The organism is uncultured Bacteroides sp. (assembly GCF_958445495.1).
Taxonomy (GTDB): Bacteria; Bacteroidota; Bacteroidia; order Bacteroidales; family Bacteroidaceae; genus Bacteroides.
On the sequence record NZ_CAUCSQ010000006.1, the window covers coordinates 107,708 to 130,085 of the forward strand.

The following is a 22,378-nucleotide window of genomic DNA, read 5'->3' on the forward strand; positions in this document are numbered from 1 at the left end:
AAGAAAACGTATATGCCGTGGCTATTCCATCGTATCGTTTCCCCCGGCCGTTACACACGTTAAATAATCCTTAGTCGGTCCATAACTAAAGGAAAAGAACTATTTTTGTTTCTAAAATTATAATATTTATATGCAAACATCGGATAGCCTCGTAATCATCCCTACCTATAACGAACGGGAAAACATAGAAAATATCATTCGTGCCGTTTTCGGACTTCCCCAACTTTTCCATATTCTGGTAATAGAAGACGGCTCTCCGGACGGAACTGCAAACATTGTGAAAAATTTGCAGCAAGAATTCCCCGAACGTCTGTTTATGCTCGAACGGAAAGGTAAATTAGGATTAGGTACTGCCTATATCGCCGGATTTAAATGGGCACTGGCACATTCATACGAGTATATTTTTGAGATGGACGCCGATTTCAGCCACAATCCGAACGACTTGCCCCGACTGTATCAGGCATGTGCGGAAAGAGGAGACGTATCCGTCGGTTCCCGCTACGTGAGTGGGGTAAATGTAGTCAACTGGCCTATGGGACGGGTATTAATGTCGTATTTTGCCTCCAAATATGTACGGTTCGTCACCGGAATCCCAATACACGATACTACCGCCGGGTTTGTCTGCTACCGCCGGCAGGTTCTGGAAACGATTGATCTGGACCATATCCGGTTCAAAGGATACGCTTTCCAAATCGAAATGAAGTTCACCGCTTACAAATGCGGTTTCAAAATTATCGAAGTCCCCGTCATTTTCATCAACCGTGAACTGGGAACTTCCAAAATGAACAGCAGCATTTTCGGAGAAGCCGTATTCGGAGTGATAAAATTAAAGATTAACAGTTGGTTCCATAAATTCCCGCAAAGAGCATGAAACGTATATTGATTCAAAACGCAGTTATTGTCAACGAAGGAAAAAAAGTATCGGGTTCGGTTGTCATTGAAGGTGAAAAGATTGCCGAAATATCGGTTAACGGAGAAACAGCCGCCATCCCCTGTGACGAAATCATAGATGCAACCGGATGTTATCTCTTACCGGGCGTAATCGACGAACACGTACATTTCCGTGAGCCGGGACTGACGCATAAGGCGGATATCGAAACGGAAAGCCGTGCAGCAGCAGCCGGAGGGGTCACCTCCGTCATGGATATGCCGAATACGAATCCGCAGACAACGACTCTGGAAGCCCTGAACGAAAAATTCGCTTTGCTGGCGGAGAAATCTGCCGTTAATTATTCCTGCTATTTCGGGGCAACCAACAACAACTATCCTTTGTTCGCCCAACTGGACAAACACCGTGTATGCGGTGTGAAACTGTTTATGGGTTCAAGTACCGGCAATATGCTGGTAGACCGTATGGCAAGCCTGCGTAATATTTTCGGGGGAACTGACCTGTTGATTGCCGCCCATTGCGAGGACCAGGGAATTATCAAAGAAAACACGGACAAATATAAGACAGAATACGGGGATGACATTCCTTTGTCTTTCCATCCTGCCATCCGTTCAAATGAGGCTTGTTACCGGTCTTCCGAACTTGCCGTACAACTTGCAAAAGAAGCGGACGCCCGTCTGCACATCATGCACATTTCCACAGCCAAGGAATTAAGTTTGTTTTCACAGGCTCCCTTAATGAAAAAGAAGATTACGGCGGAAGCTTGTGTTTCTCATTTGCTTTTCACGGAAGAAGATTACCCGATATTAGGTGCACGTATCAAATGCAATCCTGCCGTCAAAACCGCAGAAGACAGAAAGGCACTGCAAGAGGCGGTCAACAACGGCCTGATTGACACCATTGCAACGGACCATGCTCCGCACCTCCTGAGTGAAAAAGAAGGAGGAGCCCTAAAAGCTATGTCCGGAATGCCGATGATACAGTTTTCTCTTGTCAGCATGCTGGAATTAGCAGATGAAGGTATCTTTTCCATTGAAAAAATAGTAGAGAAAATGTCTCACAGTCCCGCCCGGTTATATGAAATACAAAATCGCGGATTCATTCATAAAGGTTATCAGGCAGACCTCGTGTTAGTGCGTCCCGACTCCAGATGGACGGTAACAACGGATTGTATTTTAAGCAAATGCAAATGGAGCCCGTTAGAAGGTCATGTCTTTAACTGGAAAATAGAAAAAACATTTGTAAACGGCCATTTATTGTATGACAACGGAGAAATAGACGATACTTACCGCGGAAAGGAACTGAGATTCAGATAAACAGTAATTCGTTTTATTCAAACCTATGAGCATCATTTCATCATACAAAATACATACCGTCGCCCCTTATATAAACTGGATTTACTTTTTCCACGCATGGGGGTTCCAACCGCGTTTTGCAGCTATCGCCAATATTCACGGATGTGATGTTTGCCGTGCTTCATGGTTGACGACTTTTCCTGAGGAAGAACGTCAAAAAGCTTCCGAGGCCATGCAACTGTTCAAAGAGGCAAACCGGATGCTGGACCGGCTCGACCGGGATTATGAAGTCAAAACAATTGTCAAGCTATGCCGGGCAAATTCTGACGGGGACAATATAGTGATTGAAAAAGAAAAAGGGCAATTTGTTACTTTACCTTTATTACGCCAGCAAACGCCTAAAAAAGACGGCAGTCCTTTTCTCTGCCTGAGTGATTTTATCCGTCCGCTTTCATCGGGCATTGCGGATACCATCGGCGCTTTTGCCTCTTCCATCGATGCTGATATGGAAGGATTGTACGAACAAGACCCTTACAAGCATCTGCTCGTGCAAACTCTTTCCGACCGCCTTGCAGAAGCGGCAACGGAAAAAATGCACGAACAGGTGCGAAAAGAGATATGGGGATATGCCAAAGATGAAAATCTAAGCATAGCAGACTTGTTGATTGAAAAATACCAAGGCATCCGTCCCGCTGTCGGCTATCCGTCTTTGCCGGACCAATCTGTCAACTTTTTGTTGGATGAATTGCTGGACATGAAACAAATAGGAATCTCACTGACTGAAAACGGAGCCATGTATCCCCACGCTTCAGTTTGCGGACTTATGTTCTCACATCCGGCATCCGAGTATTTTTCTGTCGGAAAAATCGGGGAAGACCAACTTGAAGACTATGCCAGTCGTCGGGGAAAAAGCGTTAAAGAAATGCGTAAATTCCTGGCGGCCAATTTACAATAGTTTTCATTTTCCGTGATTTTCCTTATTTTTCCACGACTAACTAAACCGGAAAGCAACTCTAAAATCCATGAGAGAACAAACCACCGAGGCAAGTAAATCCGTCGAGCAAGAGTTTTTGTCGGTCATCCGCGAATATGAACGGGTTATCTACAAAGTATGCTATTTATACACCAACCCCAATGCTCCGCTCAATGACCTCTATCAGGATGTGATACTGAATCTTTGGAAATCTTACCCGAAGTTCAGGAAAGAATGCAAAATATCCACATGGATTTACCGCATCGCCTTGAATACTTGTATCAGCTTTTATCGCAAAGAAAAAAACATTCCGGAAATTATCAGCCTCACCAAAGATATCGATTGGACGATAGAGGCACATGACCCGGTCAATGAGATGTTAAGGCAGCTTTACCAGATGATTAACCAACTGGGACAACTCGACAAATCAATCATCTTACTCTACCTTGAAGACAAAAGTTATGAAGAGATTGCAGAAATTACCGGTTTAACAGTAACGAATGTAGCCACTAAACTGAGCCGTATTAAAGATAAACTAAAAAAAATGAAGAAGGAGGAATAAAATATATGGAACTGGAAGAACTGAAAAAATCATGGAATGCTTTGGACGAACATTTGAAGGATAAGGAGCTTATCAAAGAGGAAGAGATTGAAAAGCTGATAAAACATGCCGATAAAGGTATCCATGCCATTGCCAGTCTGAACATCAGGTTACTTATGATATCCTTGCCGGTATTGATTTTGTTCTTGGCGGAAGTCATACTGCATGACAAATTGAATCCTATCTATATCATCATCCTTCTGGCATGGACTCCCGCACTTTGCTGGGATATCGTCACCACTCGCTACCTCCAGCGCACCCAGATAGATGAGATGCCTTTGGTCGAAGTCATCAGCCGGGTCAACCGTATCCATCAATGGACTATCAGAGAACGGCTGATTGCCACCGCTTTTCTTCTGGTATTAGCTATCCTCTCATTTGTCTACTGGCAAATATGGCAATACGGGACAGGAATGATTCTATTTTTCATTCTGCTATGGGGAGGAGGATTGGGATTAATCTTATGGCTCTACCGCAAGAAATTTCTCAATCGTATCCATGAAATCAAAAAGAACCTGGAGGAGCTGAAAATTGTCGACGGACAATAACCGGGCAAATGCATTCCGACAGGTAGGAATACGGGCGGATAGCTCCCATTGCGATTTGTATCATTTATTGTCAAACTATCAAATATCAATCCTATATGTTGCAACGTGTATTCATTTTCTTATTACTTTTACTGATATTGCCGGACATCTTCCTCTATATCAGATTCATCGTACGCCTCACGGCAAAACGGTGGTTACGGATTCTTTATTGGATTCCCACTTTTTCATTGATTACGGGACTTTTTTACTTGGTCTGCTTTCCGGACAATGCCTTTTCCCAACATCAGGCACAGGCTGTCGGATGGTTTTCCATTTTCTTTTTCCTGTTCGCAGCCCCTAAGCTGTTAATCGCTTTTTTCACCATTCTCGGAATACCTTTCCACAAATGGTTCCGTTGTCCGTACACTCCGTTCGTATGTACCGGACTCACATTGGCCGCATTCTGTGTTATCATAATTATATACGGTTCTTTTATCGGAAGAACCCGCTTCGAGGTAAAAGAAGTCACCTATACATCAGACCGGCTTCCCCAGGCCTTTGACGGATACCGCATCGTCCAATTATCAGATATCCATATCGGAAGTTGGCAGGGAAATACCGGTGCTATCCGGAAACTCGTCAATTTAGTAAATGCGCAACATCCCGATTTGATTGTTTTCACAGGGGATTTAGTAAATCACAAAGCCTCAGAATTAGATGGCTTCCAAGAGATATTAGCAGATTTAAAAGCCAACGACGGAATTTATTCCATACTGGGAAACCATGATTACGGTCCTTACTTCCGTTGGAAAAATAAACAAGACCAAGACAATAATCTGACAGACCTCGAACAAAGGCAAACAGCTATGGGATGGAAATTACTGAATAACTCACATGACTTTCTCATCCAAGGCAATGACAGCATTGCTCTTATCGGGGTAGAAAATGAGGGTGAGCCTCCTTTTTCCCAACATGGGGACCTTCCCAAAGCAAAGGCCGGTACCGAAGGATTATTCAAAATACTTTTGAGCCATAATCCGACACACTGGAGGCGGGAAGTGCTTCCGGAATCGGATATCGACCTAATGCTGGCAGGACATACCCATGCCATGCAATTACAGATAGGCAACTATTCACCTTCTGTTCATATCTATCCGGAATGGGGAGGAATGTATCTGGAGGGTACACGCGGATTATATGTCAACGTAGGAATCGGATATGTGGGATTACCTTTCCGTTTTGGCGCATGGCCGGAAATAACGGTGCTTACCCTACGACGGTAAGCACGCTTTTCCCATTGATTCGCTTATGGACTTGTACTTGAACGGCAATTCGTTCACTCATCTCCTGCACATGGGAAATGACTCCGATTTTTCGTCCCTGCATCTGCAACTGTTCCAGCGCTTCCATCGCCGTCCGCAAACTTTCCGCATCCAAAGAACCGAATCCTTCGTCGATAAAGAGGGATTCCACTTTCAGATTATTGCTTGACAGGGAAGAAAGTCCCAAGGCCAACGCTAAAGATATCAGGAATGACTCGCCTCCGGAAAGAGAATAGACGGTCCGTATCTCGTCACACATGTCACAATCAATAACTTGAAGCGCCAACGTTCCAGGAACCTGTTGCAGTTTATAACGTTTGGAAAGATAAGATAAATGTTTATTGGCATATAATAACAGCAAATTCAGGGTGTAGCTTTGCGCTATCACCTTGAATTTCGCCCCATCCGCACTTCCGATTAATTTATTAAGCTTCGCCCAACGTTCGGCAACAACCTGCTTTTCCGCCAGTTCTTTCGTTATCTGTTCCATAACCACCTTATTCTTTGCCTGTTGCAACAGGCGAGCCTCAATCGCGGAAAGGGCACGCTCCGTATTCAGGTTCTCCTCCTGCTGCTGTTTTATTGTTTCAGGCAGTTGTTCGGGCAACTCAATCTTCTCATATTGTTCCCGCAACTCTCCAATTGCCAGTGTAATCTGTTTCATTTCCCCTTGAAGGCCGGAAAGCCGGTTATGCACCACCTCTACTTCTTTACGCGCTTTATCCAGAACAGCATTCAGTTCCTTTTCTCTCCTCGCAACGGCGGCTTCCGCCTCGTCCGCACCTTTCCCTTTCAACAACCGCATACGTTCTTCACGAAGCATCTCCAACGCCTTCTTTATCATCTCAAACCTTTTCTGTTCAGCAGAAGCGGCATTCTGTAAGATTAACAGATGCTCTTTGGCAGACGAAACTTTTTGCATCGCCAGGCGATAGAGAGAAACATTCTTACGAAGCGCCTCACAACGAATACGTATTTTTTTTATCTCTTCGTCACAACGTTGCCATTCTGCATAAAGATTGCGATATTCCAGAATCCGTTCTGCCAGTTCCTTCAAACGGTGCTGTATTTGTTCTTCATCCCCAATATCAATCCCTGTTCCGGCCAATGCCGCCAACTGCTCTCCTACTTGTCCGTCCACCGTCTTTTGGTGTGCCAGGTCACGTTGCAAGGCAATGCCCCGATTGTTTATCTGCTGGCAGTTTGCCATTGCCGCACTATACTCCTGCTCTATATTCCGGAAAAGAGTATCTACGACCTCCTGTTCCCGACGGTAAGGGTGCGCCGTACTGCCGCAAACCGGACAAGCTTCTCCCTCCCGCAATTGCCGACGCAGTGCCTTAACATCTTTTCCCACCGCCATACGTGCATTCTCATAAAGACGCTGGACAGTTTTCAACGCAGCGTCCTGTTCCGTTAACTGTTTCTGGCAATCGGCCGTTTCTTTCTCCAGTCGCTTTATTTCTATCCTTGCTTTTGCCTGCATTTCGGTCAATTGCCGGATATTCTGTTGACGTGCCAACTCTTTCTGCAACTTCACCTGTTTCTCGGCCAGCAGCGGATAACCAAAAGCATTCAACCGAGACAGACGTTCTTCATTCGTCTTTACTCCGGCAGCCAGTTTATCCTCTTCCTGTTCCAACTCCTCTTCTACCTGTTCGAGCTGTAACATTCCGTCTGTTCCCGTCCGGTCCAACAAACGGTTCAGGGAAGAAGAAGCCGCCTCCAACTGTTCCGCAACCATCCGTATTTTCTTCTCCTGTTCCTCTACTTGGCCGCAAGCCGCTTGCCATGCCTGCTGCGATTGCACATATCCTTCCTGCTGCGACTGTATTTGCGCATCCAACTGGCGCGCTTTTCTCAAATCAGGCTGTATAGCCTCCCATTGTACTTTAAAACGCTGCAATCCTTCTTCCTGAGAGGCCAACGTCTCCTGTACGACTTTCATCCTTGCCTGTTCGTCCAGCTCCTCCTGTTGTTTCTTTTTCCAAAGTTCTTCCTGCACTCTTAGTGAACGGACTATATTCTGTTGTGCATTCTGTTCAGCCAACAATTTAATTCCCGCCGTACGCTTTTCCGCTAATGATTCTTTTTCTTTTTGCAGGGCGAGCAATTCTTCCTCCGGCATCAATTCAATTAAATTCATCCGATTCTGAATCAAAGCCAGCTCTTCTTGCACCGCTTTGTTCCGGACATATATTTCTTGAGAAATCCGGGAATAAATGCCGGTCCCCGTCAATTTTTCAAGCAATTCCGCTTTTGCCGCTCCTCTTGACTTCAAAAAGGTAGCAAAATCATTCTGAGCCAACAATACGGTACGGGTGAATTGTTCATATGTCAAACCGACCAACTCCACCAACTGAACCAACAGTTCTCTTCTAGTGCCTTGGTATTCTTTCCCTGTATCCAGCTCTTTCACTTGCAGCATTTGCGGTTGCAGGGAACCGTTTATCCTATTCCGCGTCCGTCTTACTGACCAACGGGAGCGGTAACGCCGTCCGTCAACGCCTAAAAAATCGACTTCCGCATAACCGTCACTCGTTCCTCTGCGCAACAAATTCCTGACATCGGACTGACTGATTTGGTTATCTCCCACATCTGACAGGTTCACGCTTTCCACCGAAGTAGCAAAACGGGGTGCCTTATCATACAACGCCAGACATAAAGCATCCAATAAAGTAGATTTACCGGCTCCCGTAGGCCCCGATATAGCGAATATTCCTGCAGAGCGCAAAGGTTCCGCCGTAAAGTCAACCTCTACCGTTCCTTCTATCGAGGTCAGATTTTTCAATCGTATAGCCAGTATTTTCATCTTTCCTCCTCCTCTTCTTTACGGGTAGCAGCCCAATAGGCTTCTTGAAACAAGTCTGTCAGTTCCACAGGCATCTCCACTCGATAAATCCTCTCAAAAGCAGATTGGGCAATTTGCAAAGGAGACATTTCCTGCAGTCCTTTTTCCCAGTCTTCATTTTCTTTTTCCGCATTTTCAGTATCAGTACGATAGGCGGAAACAATACGTGCTAACCGATAGTTTTTATCCGCCAGAATCTCCTCGATTTTCTGCCGAAGCATGGGTTCCGGTTCTTCCAGCAACACCTTTACTTCCAAATAAGGAGCAATCTCTTCCGTTCTCGGCAACCTTTTCAGAGCCTTCAATACAACATCCGGCAACGCGGGTTCTCCATCCGGCACACTCACCAACGGTATCAGCCTCGGACATTCCAAACGTTCAATCTCTATTGCACGACCTTGGTCAAAAGTTACCATCACAACACCATGCCGATAATGCTTTTCAGCAAAAGACATCGGAATGGGACTTCCCGCATATCTTACATTCTCCTTTCCGGATACCCGCTGCGCTTTATGTATATGTCCCAACGCCGTATAGGCTATCTGCCCGGAAAAAATTTCCGGAGATACGCATTCCAAACCACCTATTACGGTACGTTCACTATAATCCTTCTCCGCAATTTCCGCCCCGACAGCCTGGAAATGGCCAATGGCAAGAATCGCCTGTTCCGCCGTTTTGCGTTTCCACAACCTTTGCAAGAGTTGTGCATAAAGTTCGCAAACTCCCTCCGCATAAGGGTTACCTCCAGTGTGCACCGCCGGATAATCTCCCTGACGTAAAAAAGGAACCGCCATACAAAGCAATTCAACTTCCCCTTTCCGGTTTTTCAGTTCCACAACCAAATGGTCATAATCGATTTCCCCGCCTTCAAGCTTGCGTACTATGCCTCTGACTTCCGTCCGCATGGCTTGTAACAAAGGCAAAGGGGCTTCCAGACGTGCCGCCGAGTCATGATTGCCGGCAATAATCACAATCTGCAGATTCGGATTTTCTGCCGTTACCCGATAAATAAACCGGTAATACATACTTTGAGAGGCAGCAGAAGGATTGGAGACATCAAAAATATCTCCGGCTATAACCAATGCATCAATCTCTTTCCTGTGAATTTCTTCCGCCAGCCAGTCCAAGAACATTTTATGTTCTTCCGTACGCTCATAGCCAAAAAAAGTTTGTCCCAAATGCCAGTCGGCAGTATGTAATATACGTATCATAATTTTGTATCCACCTCTTTATAACCGGGACAAAAATAACACAATCAAAAAGATTATATCCTATCCGCACCTCTTTTTTATCAAATAATCATGTATCTTTGCAGGGTAAAAAATCCAACCCTATGAAAATATTGTATTATATTTATCAGATTTGCATTGCATTACCTATTTTACTGGTGTTGACCATCCTCACGGCAATCGTCACCATTGTAGGGTCTCTTTTGGGAGGAGCTCATTTTTGGGGATATTATCCGGGAAAAATATGGTCACAATTAATTTGTCTTTTTCTATTGATTCCCGTAACTATCCGCGGCCGCGAAAAACTGCATGACAAAACATCTTACATATTTGTTCCCAACCACCAGGGCTCGTTCGATATATTCCTCATTTACGGTTTCATCGGAAGAAACTTCAAATGGATGATGAAAAAGAGTTTGCGCAAGTTGCCATTTGTAGGAAAAGCCTGTGAAAGCGCGGGACATATTTTCGTAGATCGTTCGGGACCTAAAAAAGTATTGGAAACTATTCGCCAGGCAAAAGCGTCACTGAAAGACGGGGTTTCCCTAGTCGTTTTTCCCGAAGGAGCACGTACTTTTACAGGACACATGGGATATTTCAAGAAAGGGGCTTTTCAATTAGCGGACGACCTGCAACTGGCTGTTGTTCCCGTCACCATCGACGGCTCGTTTGAAATTTTGCCACGTACCGGAAAATGGATACACCGCCATCGTATGATTCTAACCATCCATGACCCTATTCCGCCCAAAGGGAAAGGAATAGAAAATATTAAAGCTACCATGGCAGAGGCTTATACCGCGGTTGAAAGCGTACTTCCTGAAAAATATAAAGGTATGATGAAAAACGAAGACCAGGACAAATAAATAATATCCGAATGAAACCGCCTCTTTATTCTTGCTTTGTTATCCGGAACATGGCCTAATAAATGTCCTGTTCCTGCTAAAGTCATTAAACGGTTGCAGTTCCCCAAAATATCAACAAAAAGTCCAGGATAACAAAGCAACTTTACACTTTTTATTTTAGAAGATGTTTCTCCTTCTCTGAACTAAAAACTCTCTTAACAGGGATTAAAAGTCGGAACTGCAAATATGCAAAATGTTCCGGAAAGAATCCGTTTCTCTTTCCACTTATATACAGCACAAAAACGTATTAAAGATTTATTTTTTCTTTGAAGCACTGGCATTCTCTTCCAAACGTTGATGCTCCTCTATCAGTTTCATATTTTCCTTTGCCTTAGACAGAAATTCCCTTACAAGCTTATTGCTCTTGAATGAATAAGGAGCGTCTTTTATGATATCATCAATCTGCGGGGTCATGATAGGATAAGGCAAAGAACTGCAAAGCATCATAAATACGCTAGGCCCCAAGACATTTTCATAATTATCCGAAATGAATTTCTTTACATACCGATTCATCTCGTTCATCAGGGAATCACCCTCTACCATCAACTGCGAATGAATCTCTTCCAAATCCGCACCATCCATCACCATGCGGGTCTCCTTCTGTTCCAATTCCTCGATACTCACTTCCAGAGCATTCCTTTTGGCTATGAAGTCGTAAAGTGCCGCATTTAAAGAGGTTCCTACCGCTTTTAAGTCCGTATTGCTGATAGTGACGGTTATCTTGCCGCTTTCCAACACGATAGGCATGATGCTCTCATCATCCATATAAAGCGTCGCCATCTGCACGGAATCCACCTTTCCTTTCATCGAGAATAATCCATGCACTACTTCGGCAGAATCCATCTTCACCCATTCCCCGTCACGCAAGATTTTTAAATAAAGCATTCTTCCATCCAGACTGTTCACTGAGGATGTTCCTTCTATCTTATACTTACTAGTACATGAAGCTAAAAACGGAAGCAGAAGTAAAAAAGGCAAAATTTTATTCACGTTCGTCTATCATTAAATTCCAGTTGCAAAGGTACAACTGATTCGGGCTTCAAAGAAACATTTTATCAATATTTAAAACTTGTAAGACTCTTTTCTTTAATAATCCTTATAAACATGGATACATAGGTATTTTTTTCATTTAGTTTATCTAATTTTGCAGCTATGAAAACATCAACTTATGCCCCTTTTGCCAAACCGCTTTATGTTATGGTAAAGCCCGTAGGCGCCGTATGTAACCTTGCATGCGATTACTGCTATTATCTGGAAAAAGCGAATCTGTACAAGGACAATCCCAAACACGTAATGAGCGATGAACTTCTGGAAAAGTTTACCGACGAGTATATCAATTCACAAACTATGCCACAGGTGCTTTTCACCTGGCACGGGGGAGAAACGCTCATGCGGCCTCTCTCCTTTTACAAAAAGGCGGTTGAACTTCAAAAGAAATATGCCCGCGGACGTACCATTGACAACTGTATCCAGACTAACGGAACGATGCTTACCGACGAATGGTGTGAATTTTTCCGTGAAAACAACTGGTTGGTAGGAGTATCCATCGACGGTCCGCAGGAGTTTCATGACGAATACCGCAAAAACAAAATGGGCAAACCTTCTTTTGTCAAAGTAATGCAAGGCATCAACCTCCTGAAAAAACATGGGGTGGAATGGAATGCAATGGCAGTCATAAATGATTTCAACGCCGACTATCCACTGGATTTCTATCGCTTTTTCAAAGAAATAGACTGCCATTATATCCAATTCGCTCCCATCGTCGAACGGATTCTCGAACATCAGGACGGACGCCATCTCGCCTCTCTTGCCGAGAACCGGAAAGGTGAACTTGCAGACTTCTCAATCACTCCCGAACAATGGGGTAATTTTCTCTGCACTCTTTTTGACGAATGGGTGAAAGAGGATGTAGGCAATTATTATATACAGATATTCGATTCTACCCTGGCTAACTGGATAGGCGAACAGCCCGGTATATGTACAATGGCAAAAACCTGCGGACATGCGGGAGTCATGGAATTCAACGGAGACGTATATTCCTGTGACCATTTCGTATTCCCCGAATACAAATTGGGCAATATTTACAGCCAGACACTGGTAGAAATGATGCACAGCGAACGTCAACATAAATTCGGCAATATGAAATACCAATCCCTCCCGACCCAATGTAAGGAATGTGAATACCTGTTCGCCTGTAACGGAGAATGTCCCAAAAACCGTTTCAGCCAGACAGTCGGCGGTGAACCCGGTTTGAACTATTTATGTAAAGGATATTACCAGTTTTTCCAGCATGTAGCTCCTTACATGGACTTCATGAAGAATGAACTGATGAATCAACGTCCTCCTGCCAATATAATGAAACACCTGCAGGAAATCAGAAATCAGAATTTATAAATCATAAATCACAATTATTTTCATGAACAGACTAAAACTTTATTTATTGGCGCTGACAGCGCTCATTGTATGTTCCGCAAGAGCGGACGAAGGCATGTGGTTATTGCAACTGATGCAACAGCAACATTCCATAGACATGATGAAAAAACAAGGATTGAAACTGGAAGCACAAGATTTATATAATCCGAACGGCGTTTCTTTGAAAGATGCCGTCGGCATATTCGGAGGAGGATGTACGGGTGAAATCATCTCACCGGAAGGTCTGATTCTAACGAACCATCATTGCGGTTACGCTTCCATCCAACAACACAGTAGTGTAGAACACGATTACCTGACGGACGGATTCTGGGCTACTTCCAGAGAACAGGAACTTCCTACTCCGGGACTTAAATTCACATTCATCGAACGAATTGAAGACATCACGGATATTGTCAATGCCAAAATCGCTTCAAAGGAAATCAGCGAATCCGAATCTTTCAGCGGCGCCTTTCTCCAAAAACTGGCAAATGAGCTTTATAATAAGAGTGATTTGAAAGATAAAAAAGGAATTGTTCCGCAAGCTCTTCCGTTTTATGCAGGAAATAAATTCTACCTATTTTACAAAAAAATATACTCGGACGTACGCATGGTTGCCGCTCCACCCTCTTCCATCGGTAAGTTCGGCGGCGAAACGGACAACTGGATGTGGCCCCGTCACACGGGTGATTTCTCCATGTTCCGTATCTATGCGGATGCCAACGGAGAACCGGCAGAATACAGCGCCGATAATGTACCTCTAAAAACAAAGAAACATCTGTCCATCTCTCTCAAAGGTTTGAAAGAAGGGGACTATGCGATGATTATGGGATTTCCCGGAAGTACAAGCCGTTACCTGACCGTATCGGAAGTAAAGGAACGCATGGAATCTGAAAATAATCCGAGAATCCGTATTCGCGGCGCCCGTCTGGAAGTACTGAAAGAAGTGATGAACGCAAGCGATAAAATCCGTATCCAATATGCGAATAAATATGCAGGTTCCAGTAACTATTGGAAAAATTCCATCGGAATGAACAAAGCCATCATCGACAACGATGTGCTGGGCACAAAGGCTGCCAATGAAGCCAAATTCGCCGAATTTGCAAAAGCAAAAAACAATGCGGATTATGCAACGGTTGTGAAAAAAATTGATGAGCTGGTAGCCAAAACCGCTCCTCTTAACTATCAGTTCACCTGCTTGAGAGAGACTTTTTTCGGGGCAATCGAATTCGGAAGTGTCCTTTTATCCAAAACACGCGAAGCATTGGCGGAAAAGAACGACTCTCTTATCAAAATACGCATTGAAGCCCTGAAGGAAACCTACAACAGCATCCACAACAAAGACTACGACCATGAGGTAGACCGCAAAGTAGCCAAAGTTTTATTCCCTCTCTATGCGGAAATGGTTCCTGCGGACCAGCGTCTTTCTATTTACAAAGTAATCGAACAGAAATATAAAGGAAACTACGACAAGTTCATAGACGACATGTATGACAACTCCATTTTCTCCAACCGTGAGAATTTTGAGAAATTTGTCAAAAAGCCGACAGTAAAAGCCATCGATAATGATTTGGCTTTGCAATACTGCCAGTCAAAATATGATTTGTTCGAAAAAATCGCCTCCCAATTGGAAGAAATGGATAAAGAACTGGCTTTACTTCACAAAACGTATATCCGCGGTCTTGGTGAAATGAAACTGCCCGTACCTTCCTATCCGGATGCCAATTTCACAATTCGTCTGACTTACGGCAATATAAAACCTTACAACCCGAAAGACGGCGTACACTACAACTACTACACAACTACCAAAGGTATCCTTGAAAAAGAGAACCCGGACGACCGTGAATTCGTTGTTCCCGCTAAATTGAAAGAACTGATTGAAAAGAAAGATTACGGCCGTTACGCTTTACCCAACGGCGATATGCCTGTTTGCTTTCTGTCTACCAATGATATTACCGGCGGTAATTCAGGCAGTCCGGTATTGAACGAGAACGGAGAATTGATAGGTTGCGCTTTTGACGGTAACTGGGAATCGTTAAGCGGCGACATCAACTTTGACAATAATCTGCAACGCTGCATCAATCTGGATATCCGTTACGTTCTTTTCATTCTTGAAAAACTGGGTAACTGCGGACATCTGATTAATGAAATGACAATCGTAGAATAAGGTAGAATAAATGAGAAAACAAATTCTATTTGCAATCTTTTCTCTGGCAACTCTCAGCATCCATGCCGACGAAGGCATGTGGATGCTGACAGATTTGAAAACTCAAAACGCAGTTGCCATGCGGGAGCTCGGCCTCGAAATTCCTATCGAGGAAGTGTACAATGCAAACGGGCTCTCCCTCAAAGACGCAGTTGTGCACTTCGGCAAAGGATGTACAGGGGAAGTTATTTCTTCCGAAGGATTGGTCCTAACCAATCATCATTGCGGTTACGGAGCTATCCAACAGCACAGTAATGTAGAACACGATTACTTGACAGATGGATTCTGGGCTATGAACCGTGATGCGGAACTTCCTACTCCGGGGCTGACCGTTACGTTCATTGACCGTATATTGGACGTGACCGATTACGTGAATGAACAATTAAAAAAAGACCCGGACCCGAACGGAGTCAATTACTTGTCTCCGACCTATCTCGGCAAAGTGGCGGAACGTTTTGCAAAAGCAGAGAAAATAGAAACCACCCCTGCAACCAAACTGGAATTGAAGGCTTTTTACGGGGGGAATAAATATTTCCTGTTTGTAAAAACAGAATACAGTGATATCCGTATGGTAGGAGCGCCGCCTTCTTCTATCGGAAAATTCGGGGCGGATACGGACAACTGGATGTGGCCGCGCCATACGGGAGATTTTTCTCTCTTCCGCATTTATGCAGACAAAAACGGGAAACCGGCAGCATATTCGAAAGAGAATGTCCCGCTACGTGTAAAAAAACACCTGACTATCAGCCTTGCCGGAGTAAAGGAAGGAGATTTTACTTTTATCATGGGGTTTCCCGGACGTAACTGGCGGTACATGATTTCCGATGAAGTGGAAGAACGGATGCAGACCACCAATTTCATGCGTCAACACGTACGCGGAGCCCGTCAGAAAGTACTGATGGAGCAAATGCTGAAAGACCCCGCCATACGTATCCATTATGCCAGCAAATATGCATCATCAGCCAATTATTGGAAAAACGCCATTGGGATGAATGAAGGGCTGGTACGCCTCAAAGTACTGGATACCAAACGTACGCAACAAGAAGAGCTCCTGGCCCGCGGCCGTGAAAAAGGAGATGATTCTTATCAAAAAGCTTTTGATGAAATCCGTTCAATCGTTGCTCATCGGCATGATGCCTTATATCACCAGCAAGCTATCAACGAAGCATTGGTTACAGCTCTCGATTTCATGCGCATTCCTTCCACCACAGAAATGGTAGCCGCTTTAAAGTCAAAAGACAAAGAGCAAATAAAAGAAGCAAAACTGAAACTGAAACAGGAAGGTGAAAAATATTTTGCTTCCGTTCCTTTTCCGGAGGTCGAACGGATGGTGACTAAAGAAATGCTGAAAACCTACGCCGGCTATATCCCTGCGGAACAAAGAATCAGTATTTTCGGAATCATTGATTCACGTTTCAAAGGCAACATCGATGCATTTGTCAATGCTTGCTTCGATAATTCTATTTTCGGCAACCGGGAAAATTTTGAGAAATTCATCAAAAAACCGAGCTTATATAAAATAGGACATGATTGGATGGTATTATTCAAATACTCCATTACCGACGGAATATTGAAAACTGCCATCGCGATGAAAGAAGCCAATGAAAATTATGATGCCGCCCATAAAGTATGGGTCAAAGGGATGATGGACATGAAGCAGGAAAAAGGAATGCCGATTTATCCGGATGCCAATTCTACCTTACGCCTGACTTATGGCCAAGTTCTTTCATACGAACCGGCAGACGGCATAACGTATGACGCTCATACCACTCTCAAAGGTGTAATGGAAAAAGAAGATCCGGACAACTGGGAATTTGTCGTACCGCAAAAGCTGAAAGAGTTATATAACTCCAAAGAATACGGGAGTTATGGAAAAAACGGAGAAATGCCAGTCTGCTTTATTGTAAACACTGACAATACGGGCGGAAACTCCGGCAGTCCGGTTTTCAACAGTAAGGGACAACTGGTAGGGACCGCTTTTGACCGTAATTTTGAGGGCCTGACAGGAGACATTGCTTTCCGTCCTTCTTCACAACGCGCAGCTTGTGTCGATATCCGATATATTTTATTCATCATAGACAAATTTGCAGGAGCTTCTCATCTCATCGATGAATTAAGCATTGCAGAATAATTTTTTTAAAGTACAAAATACGCGATTTTTTGCAGAAGATATATTCTCTGTGAAAAATCGCGTATTCTGATTTTACATTTTAAGTTTTAAGAAGAGTCTTTATCAAATGAAATCTTCTACCATGTACATTTCATCAATCATTTCATTCATCGACTCTTCTAAATTACGTACAGCTTCATCTGGAGATTCCCCATAGGCATTACATTGTATATTCACTGTCAGCCAGGCATAATAACCGCCATCCGTCGTACGTTCAAGCACATAATCCGTTTTATCCAGTTTCATATCGGTAAATAATGAGTATAAGTTGATATTGAAGTTAGTTCTGATTGCGAAGCCGTCAGTTTTGCCAACTCTAAAATAATCCGATGTTCACAACTACGGACCCAATAAACAAAATCACGATTTGGAATATATTTTTCGGCAAAACGAAGCAACGATTCCAGTTCGAAGGAATCACAGACAATACCCGCACCCGCTTTCATCGCATCATAGGCATTGCAATCTTGTTCTATATGTGCCGGAACCATCAATACTGGCTTACCGAGATACATCGCCTCACAGATAGACTCAAAGCCTGCCGTACTGGCATAAGCTCTGCAATTCGCCATCCCATTGAGAAATTTAACATCATCTATCTGATAAAAACACAGGGTATCATCTACTTTGACCATCTCTTCCATACCTGCCTTGTCCCAGAAAAAATTTAAAGGAACTTCCGGGTATAATGCATGGAATTTTTCCACGCTATCCACAAAACCGGCATTTATCATATATCCATGAATGTAATCTCCCTCTTCCGGCCGAATAGCCGTTACTTCCTGACGAAGCAAAGGAGGGACCACCTCAATATGGCGTTCATCATCACACTTCATTTCCCTGAAAGACAAAGCCAGCTTTTTCGATGCTCTGATAGCTGTCATGCGCGTAAAAAAACGCAGCATCCACAACTGTATCGGACTTTTATCCGGAAAATCAAAATCACGATGCAGGAACAAATACTGATGTCCGATGCAGATATATGGAACTGAAGGGCGGAAGAACGCATAAGTAAAACCGGTCAGAAGTTCATAAAAATTGATGACGACCTCTGCGTCAGTCTCTTTAATCCGCCGGTTTATATAACGCATACTACGAAAATATTCCGGTAATCTCAAAATATTATAAGCTATGCTTTTCCTCAGATTCATCCGCTTATTATCTGTCGAAGGCAGAAAATTCGGACTGACAAAACGTTTAACCGGTGCATGAATACTCCGGTTAAAGAATCCCGGCAAGGTACGCAAAGAACTTTCTCCTACCAACACTTCCACCACTTCATGTCCATTACGCAACAACATTTCCTCAAGAGTAATGGCCTGCGTCAAATGCCCCCTACCCTCTCCCTGAACAATAAATAAGAATTTCATATCGCAATCGTTATTGGGTTCATAACCTTAAATCTGCTTCTTTTCGATACGCAAATTTCCCGTTTCCACATTACAGCAAGATGTCTCTCCGATTACTATTCAATGAACAAAAAACGTCTTTTCACGTTATATTAATAAAAATAGAACTTATATTTGCAGTCTTCAAAGGCTGTCATTAAATTAAGAAAGAAAAGATTATGGAAAAATTTGAAGAATTGATACAGTCGCCGATACCTGTCTTAGTTGATTTTTTTGCAGAATGGTGTGGCCCGTGCAAAGCCATGAAACCTGTTTTGGAAGAACTCAAACTGAACGTAGGCGACAAGGCGCGTATCGTAAAAATTGACGTTGACCAACACGAAGAGTTAGCAACGAAATATCGTATTCAGGCTGTGCCGACCTTTATTCTGTTCAAGAATGGAGAGTCGATATGGAGACATTCGGGTGTTATCCACAGCAGTGAGTTAGAAGAAGTAATAGAACGGCATTATACATAATAAATAAAAAAATGAAGAAAGTATTGACAGTGGTAGCCCTTGTCATGATAAGCGTAATCGTATATGCATTCAATGGCAGGGCGGAAACCAACCAAGGTAAAAAAGAAGCGACAAGTAAACAAGGGGAAGTTGTCGTAATGAACAAAGAAATGTTCTTAAAAGATGTCTTTGATTACGAAAAATCAAAAGAATGGAAGTACAAAGGTGATAAACCTGCCATCATCGATTTATATGCTGACTGGTGTGGTCCCTGCCGCCAAGTAGCTCCGCTCATGAAAGAACTGGCAAAAGAATATGCCGGAAAAATCGTTATCTATAAAGTCAATGTGGACAAACAAAAAGAATTGGCTGCTTTGTTCAACGCCACAAGTATTCCACTGTTCGTGTTCATCCCCATGAAAGGAGAACCCCAACTTTTCCGAGGAGCCGCTGATAAGGCAACTTACAAAAAAGCGATTGACGAGTTTTTATTAAAATAAAAATAATGACGGTATCCCTGGGGAATACCGTCATTATTTATATATGTTTGCCCTTCCTATTTAAAATATCCCACAGGATGATTCATCATAGGTATTTGGCTATCTTTCAATTTCAACATTTTCTTCAATTGAGCACTGTCCATTGAAGCACGCGGTACTGTCGCCAAATTAGCAGAAGAGCAGAATATCGAGATATTTTGGGAAACGATACCCGCATCCATAGCCCCCATCAAACTGTTACGCGCATTTTTTACATCTCCGAAACGGGAAAGGTCACTAACCAAAACCAAGGAAACCGGAGCTGCCTTTACAAATGCCTGTCCGCCTGCAACCGCTCCGCGATAATCTCCTTCGGCAACCAAGTTTAACTGATGGTTTCGGGCATCATACAGATAGCTGCCCTCGGGCAACACTACATATACGTCCACATCCTGCTTATTCAAAGCCGAAGGAGCAGTCCTTTTTCCCGAATCTTTACGATTTACTCCATTCGCAGCCCATAACAAATCCGAGAGGTCGGACAGGCTCAATGCTTTTGAAGCATATTCACGGGTAGAATGCCGTTCAGACAAAGCCTTCATCACTGTCCCGGTACGATTTAAATTCGGTTCCGGTAACTTAATTACTTTATCAGCAGCAAATGTTACTGCCGAAAACACTAAACAAGCAAACAATAGTTGTACTTTTCTCATAACTGCGGTATTTAAAAGTTGAATGGACAAATATAAACAAAAAGGCCCGTATTCATGGCGGAATACAGACCTTTTAAGAGTTATTTATAAGGCTTGATTATTTCTTATCACCGAAATAACGGTTGTATAATCCTTCGAAACCTTTACCGTGACGAGCCTCGTCTTTACACATTTCATGTACAGTATCGTGAATAGCATCCAGATTCAGAGCCTTAGCACGAGTTGCAATGCGTTTTTTATCCTCGCATGCACCCTGTTCCGCATCTTTGCGTTTTTGCAGGTTTGTTTTGGTATCCCATACACAGTCGCCCAACAATTCTGCAAACTTAGCAGCATGTTCGGCTTCTTCCCAAGCATAGCGTTTGAAAGCCTCAGCTACTTCAGGATAGCCTTCACGGTCTGCCTGACGGCTCATTGCCAGATACATACCAACTTCAGTACATTCTCCCATGAAGTGATTGTTCAAATCCTTAATCATTTCTTCATCGCAACCTTTTGCAACACCGATAACATGTTCGTCAGCAAATGTCAATGCACCGCCTTCTGTTTCAACAACTTCTACAAACTTGCTGGCAGGAGCTTTACACAAAGGACATTTTTCGGGAGCTGTGTCACCTTCATGAACGTAACCACAAACAGTACATCTAAACTTTTTCATTTTCTCTTCAATTTTAAATTAATTAGTCAATACGTATTTCTTATCTTACACTTAAACAATTCTTACATATACCTTTATAATAACAATGTACTTCCGATACCAAATGCCCGTCCATCTCCCGATTTTCCATTTTTTTCACTTCTTCCGGACACTGTAAATCATAAATACGACCGCATTGTTTACAAAGGAAATGGGAATGAACAGAAGTATCCGCATCAAAATTGGCATTTTTCTCGTCAATCGTGAGCATTTGAGCCGCCCCCTGCTCTGAAAACAACCTTAAAGTATTATATACCGTAGTTTTCGAAAGCGTAGGCATGGAAGGAGAAAGTGCAGTGTATATATCATCTGCCGACGGATGAATCAGATGTTCCATCAAATATTCCATGATAGCAATACGCTGCATGGAAGGCTTGATGTTATATTCTAACAGTCGGTCGTATGGTTTCATCATTCTTCTTCCTTTTCCAAACTTGTATTCATTACAATTATAAATCCAATGCAAAGGTAGAAAGTTCTTTGGAATTATCAAATAATTTGCGAGAAAAAAATACAAATACATTAATTCCAGTCAACATGAAAACCATAAAGAAGTACGCCAAGACTCAATTTTAAGGAAGAATTATTTTTAACTTGAAACCGGATTATCACACTGGAAACAAAAAGGAGCATACCGTCTCCCTGAATAAAGACCGATATGTTCCCTTTCATATTTATTAATTATACAATCTGTGATTCTTTAAATCGGTATCTGAACCTCCGGCATCTCATTTATCCGATTAATACAAACACTGATTTTCAAATTCAGTTAATTTCCAACCTCATCCAAAATAGAAGATGGAATTCCGTCACAACGAACATACCTGGATATATCTTCTACGTCTTCCTTTGCAGTCCAGACCATAGAGCCGGTTGCCAATAAATCTGTCACAATGTAATTGTTATTCCAGTCACCATTACCGAAATCATATTCTCCACTGACAACATACCCTAAATAAGGGTCTTTCTCAATACTGAAATACCCCGTAATATAACGTGCGTACATACTGTCGAATTTCTGATACATTTCGAAGGTCTGCTCTTTACGATTGAACGTTATATAACAATATGTTCCCTCAGCCAAAGGCTGACTATTCCATTCAGCCAACCGCCATGTCCCGTTCAAATTGGCAGCCGTAACCGGTAATGTAGGAATATCCGCCTTTTCATCATCATCACACGACGTACAACAAAATATAAAGGCAAACAAAACCATTAAGGTGAGTTCTATCAATTCAATTTATCCTCTTGTATCAGACAGCAGAACTC

General features: G+C 43.0%; 21 protein-coding genes. 12 read left to right on the plus strand and 9 right to left on the minus strand.

Annotated elements, in window-relative coordinates; translation table 11 throughout:
* The first annotated feature begins 130 nt into the window (after positions 1-130).
* The 6 genes from Q5076_RS03725 to Q5076_RS03750 all read left to right on the plus strand — a co-directional run bounded on the left by Q5076_RS03725 (position 131) and on the right by Q5076_RS03750 (position 5,568).
* Entirely contained in the window at positions 131-871 is a 741-nt protein-coding gene (locus tag Q5076_RS03725) for a polyprenol monophosphomannose synthase (protein WP_303010936.1), read from the plus strand.
* The gene (locus tag Q5076_RS03730; protein WP_303010937.1) at positions 868-2,205 is read left to right on the plus strand and encodes a dihydroorotase; all 1,338 of its coding nucleotides are present in this window, start codon (positions 868-870) and stop codon (positions 2,203-2,205) included. The genes Q5076_RS03725 and Q5076_RS03730 overlap by 4 nt, the downstream gene beginning before the upstream one ends.
* Positions 2,206-2,230: 25 nt before the next feature.
* Positions 2,231-3,139 carry a vitamin B12 dependent-methionine synthase activation domain-containing protein gene (locus tag Q5076_RS03735; RefSeq protein WP_303010938.1) on the plus strand — a complete coding sequence of 303 codons (909 nt, stop codon included), beginning with the start codon at positions 2,231-2,233 and terminating at the stop codon, positions 3,137-3,139.
* Positions 3,140-3,206: 67 nt separating this feature from the next.
* A complete protein-coding gene (locus tag Q5076_RS03740) occupies positions 3,207-3,719 on the plus strand; it encodes an RNA polymerase sigma factor (RefSeq protein WP_303010939.1) in 513 nt (170 codons plus the stop codon).
* 5 nt (positions 3,720-3,724) lie between these two features.
* Complete coding sequence (locus tag Q5076_RS03745) at positions 3,725-4,306, plus strand: hypothetical protein (RefSeq protein ID WP_303010940.1); 582 nt, start codon at positions 3,725-3,727, stop codon at positions 4,304-4,306.
* Between the two features lie 95 nt (positions 4,307-4,401).
* Positions 4,402-5,568 carry a metallophosphoesterase gene (locus Q5076_RS03750; protein WP_303010941.1) on the plus strand — a complete coding sequence of 389 codons (1,167 nt, stop codon included), beginning with the start codon at positions 4,402-4,404 and terminating at the stop codon, positions 5,566-5,568.
* On the opposite strand, the gene Q5076_RS03755 is transcribed toward Q5076_RS03750, so the two are convergent.
* Positions 5,552-8,419, minus strand: coding sequence for an AAA family ATPase (locus tag Q5076_RS03755; RefSeq protein WP_303010942.1), 2,868 nt, complete (start codon positions 8,417-8,419; stop codon positions 5,552-5,554). The two genes, Q5076_RS03750 and Q5076_RS03755, sit on opposite strands and share 17 nt — an antisense overlap.
* Positions 8,416-9,669 (minus strand): exonuclease SbcCD subunit D C-terminal domain-containing protein, encoded by a 1,254-nt coding sequence (locus tag Q5076_RS03760; protein WP_303010943.1) that lies wholly within the window; start codon positions 9,667-9,669, stop codon positions 8,416-8,418. Before Q5076_RS03760 ends, Q5076_RS03755 begins: the two co-directional genes overlap by 4 nt.
* A 122-nt stretch (positions 9,670-9,791) precedes the next feature.
* On the opposite strand from Q5076_RS03760, the gene Q5076_RS03765 reads away from it, so the two are divergent.
* A complete protein-coding gene (locus tag Q5076_RS03765) occupies positions 9,792-10,550 on the plus strand; it encodes a 1-acyl-sn-glycerol-3-phosphate acyltransferase (RefSeq protein WP_303010944.1) in 759 nt (252 codons plus the stop codon).
* Between the two features lie 294 nt (positions 10,551-10,844).
* On the opposite strand, the gene Q5076_RS03770 is transcribed toward Q5076_RS03765, so the two are convergent.
* The gene (locus Q5076_RS03770; protein ID WP_303010945.1) at positions 10,845-11,579 is read right to left on the minus strand and encodes a DUF4369 domain-containing protein; all 735 of its coding nucleotides are present in this window, start codon (positions 11,577-11,579) and stop codon (positions 10,845-10,847) included.
* Between the two features lie 162 nt (positions 11,580-11,741).
* Here Q5076_RS03770 and Q5076_RS03775 point away from each other — a divergent pair, with 162 nt between their 5' ends.
* Genes Q5076_RS03775 through Q5076_RS03785 form a run of 3 tightly spaced genes read left to right on the plus strand, consistent with a single transcriptional unit; the run spans position 11,742 to position 17,335 of the window.
* Positions 11,742-12,983, plus strand: coding sequence for an anaerobic sulfatase-maturation protein (locus Q5076_RS03775; RefSeq protein WP_303010946.1), 1,242 nt, complete (start codon positions 11,742-11,744; stop codon positions 12,981-12,983).
* 22 nt (positions 12,984-13,005) lie between these two features.
* Complete coding sequence (locus tag Q5076_RS03780; RefSeq protein ID WP_303010949.1) at positions 13,006-15,165, plus strand: S46 family peptidase; 2,160 nt, start codon at positions 13,006-13,008, stop codon at positions 15,163-15,165.
* Positions 15,166-15,175: 10 nt separating this feature from the next.
* Entirely contained in the window at positions 15,176-17,335 is a 2,160-nt protein-coding gene (locus Q5076_RS03785; protein ID WP_303010950.1) for a S46 family peptidase, read from the plus strand.
* 102 nt (positions 17,336-17,437) lie between these two features.
* On the opposite strand, the gene Q5076_RS03790 is transcribed toward Q5076_RS03785, so the two are convergent.
* Together Q5076_RS03790 and Q5076_RS03795 are read right to left on the minus strand one after the other, a co-directional pair.
* Entirely contained in the window at positions 17,438-17,620 is a 183-nt protein-coding gene (locus tag Q5076_RS03790) for a type II toxin-antitoxin system HicB family antitoxin (RefSeq protein ID WP_303010951.1), read from the minus strand.
* The gene (locus Q5076_RS03795) at positions 17,617-18,744 is read right to left on the minus strand and encodes a glycosyltransferase family protein (protein ID WP_303010953.1); all 1,128 of its coding nucleotides are present in this window, start codon (positions 18,742-18,744) and stop codon (positions 17,617-17,619) included. Before Q5076_RS03795 ends, Q5076_RS03790 begins: the two co-directional genes overlap by 4 nt.
* Before the next feature lie 197 nt (positions 18,745-18,941).
* On the opposite strand from Q5076_RS03795, the gene trxA reads away from it, so the two are divergent.
* Together trxA and Q5076_RS03805 are read left to right on the plus strand one after the other, a co-directional pair.
* Positions 18,942-19,241 (plus strand): thioredoxin, encoded by a 300-nt coding sequence (gene trxA, locus Q5076_RS03800; RefSeq protein WP_303010954.1) that lies wholly within the window; start codon positions 18,942-18,944, stop codon positions 19,239-19,241.
* A gap of 11 nt (positions 19,242-19,252) precedes the next feature.
* Entirely contained in the window at positions 19,253-19,720 is a 468-nt protein-coding gene (locus Q5076_RS03805) for a thioredoxin domain-containing protein (RefSeq protein ID WP_303010957.1), read from the plus strand.
* Positions 19,721-19,776: 56 nt separating this feature from the next.
* Here Q5076_RS03805 and Q5076_RS03810 read toward each other — a convergent pair whose 3' ends face one another.
* The 4 genes from Q5076_RS03810 to Q5076_RS03825 all read right to left on the minus strand — a co-directional run bounded on the left by Q5076_RS03810 (position 19,777) and on the right by Q5076_RS03825 (position 22,325).
* A complete protein-coding gene (locus tag Q5076_RS03810) occupies positions 19,777-20,412 on the minus strand; it encodes a SagB/ThcOx family dehydrogenase (RefSeq protein WP_303010959.1) in 636 nt (211 codons plus the stop codon).
* Positions 20,413-20,509: 97 nt separating this feature from the next.
* On the minus strand, positions 20,510-21,070 hold the full coding sequence (locus tag Q5076_RS03815; protein ID WP_303010961.1) for an NADH peroxidase: 561 nt from the start codon (positions 21,068-21,070) through the stop codon (positions 20,510-20,512).
* A 40-nt stretch (positions 21,071-21,110) separates the two neighbouring features.
* Positions 21,111-21,521 carry a Fur family transcriptional regulator gene (locus Q5076_RS03820; protein ID WP_303010963.1) on the minus strand — a complete coding sequence of 137 codons (411 nt, stop codon included), beginning with the start codon at positions 21,519-21,521 and terminating at the stop codon, positions 21,111-21,113.
* Between the two features lie 357 nt (positions 21,522-21,878).
* Positions 21,879-22,325, minus strand: coding sequence for a lipocalin family protein (locus Q5076_RS03825; RefSeq protein ID WP_303010964.1), 447 nt, complete (start codon positions 22,323-22,325; stop codon positions 21,879-21,881).
* Between the last annotated feature and the right edge of the window lie 53 nt (positions 22,326-22,378).

Bases quoted from the DNA above. Each gene is read 5' to 3' on its own strand.
- Q5076_RS03815 (WP_303010961.1), bottom strand. From the start codon at position 21,070: ATGAAAAAGTTTAGATGTACTGTTTGTGGTTACGTTCATGAAGGTGAC.
- Q5076_RS03820 (WP_303010963.1), bottom strand. From the start codon at position 21,521: ATGAAACCATACGACCGACTGTTAGAATATAACATCAAGCCTTCCATG.
- Q5076_RS03745 (WP_303010940.1), top strand. From the start codon at position 3,725: ATGGAACTGGAAGAACTGAAAAAATCATGGAATGCTTTGGACGAACAT.
- Q5076_RS03735 (WP_303010938.1), top strand. From the start codon at position 2,231: ATGAGCATCATTTCATCATACAAAATACATACCGTCGCCCCTTATATA.
- trxA (WP_303010954.1), top strand. From the start codon at position 18,942: ATGGAAAAATTTGAAGAATTGATACAGTCGCCGATACCTGTCTTAGTT.
- Q5076_RS03725 (WP_303010936.1), top strand. From the start codon at position 131: ATGCAAACATCGGATAGCCTCGTAATCATCCCTACCTATAACGAACGG.
- Q5076_RS03765 (WP_303010944.1), top strand. From the start codon at position 9,792: ATGAAAATATTGTATTATATTTATCAGATTTGCATTGCATTACCTATT.
- Q5076_RS03795 (WP_303010953.1), bottom strand. From the start codon at position 18,744: ATGAAATTCTTATTTATTGTTCAGGGAGAGGGTAGGGGGCATTTGACG.
- Q5076_RS03750 (WP_303010941.1), top strand. From the start codon at position 4,402: ATGTTGCAACGTGTATTCATTTTCTTATTACTTTTACTGATATTGCCG.
- Q5076_RS03810 (WP_303010959.1), bottom strand. From the start codon at position 20,412: ATGAGAAAAGTACAACTATTGTTTGCTTGTTTAGTGTTTTCGGCAGTA.
- Q5076_RS03790 (WP_303010951.1), bottom strand. From the start codon at position 17,620: ATGAAACTGGATAAAACGGATTATGTGCTTGAACGTACGACGGATGGC.
- Q5076_RS03785 (WP_303010950.1), top strand. From the start codon at position 15,176: ATGAGAAAACAAATTCTATTTGCAATCTTTTCTCTGGCAACTCTCAGC.
- Q5076_RS03740 (WP_303010939.1), top strand. From the start codon at position 3,207: ATGAGAGAACAAACCACCGAGGCAAGTAAATCCGTCGAGCAAGAGTTT.
- Q5076_RS03755 (WP_303010942.1), bottom strand. From the start codon at position 8,419: ATGAAAATACTGGCTATACGATTGAAAAATCTGACCTCGATAGAAGGA.
- Q5076_RS03805 (WP_303010957.1), top strand. From the start codon at position 19,253: ATGAAGAAAGTATTGACAGTGGTAGCCCTTGTCATGATAAGCGTAATC.
- Q5076_RS03730 (WP_303010937.1), top strand. From the start codon at position 868: ATGAAACGTATATTGATTCAAAACGCAGTTATTGTCAACGAAGGAAAA.
- Q5076_RS03780 (WP_303010949.1), top strand. From the start codon at position 13,006: ATGAACAGACTAAAACTTTATTTATTGGCGCTGACAGCGCTCATTGTA.
- Q5076_RS03825 (WP_303010964.1), bottom strand. From the start codon at position 22,325: ATGGTTTTGTTTGCCTTTATATTTTGTTGTACGTCGTGTGATGATGAT.
- Q5076_RS03775 (WP_303010946.1), top strand. From the start codon at position 11,742: ATGAAAACATCAACTTATGCCCCTTTTGCCAAACCGCTTTATGTTATG.
- Q5076_RS03760 (WP_303010943.1), bottom strand. From the start codon at position 9,669: ATGATACGTATATTACATACTGCCGACTGGCATTTGGGACAAACTTTT.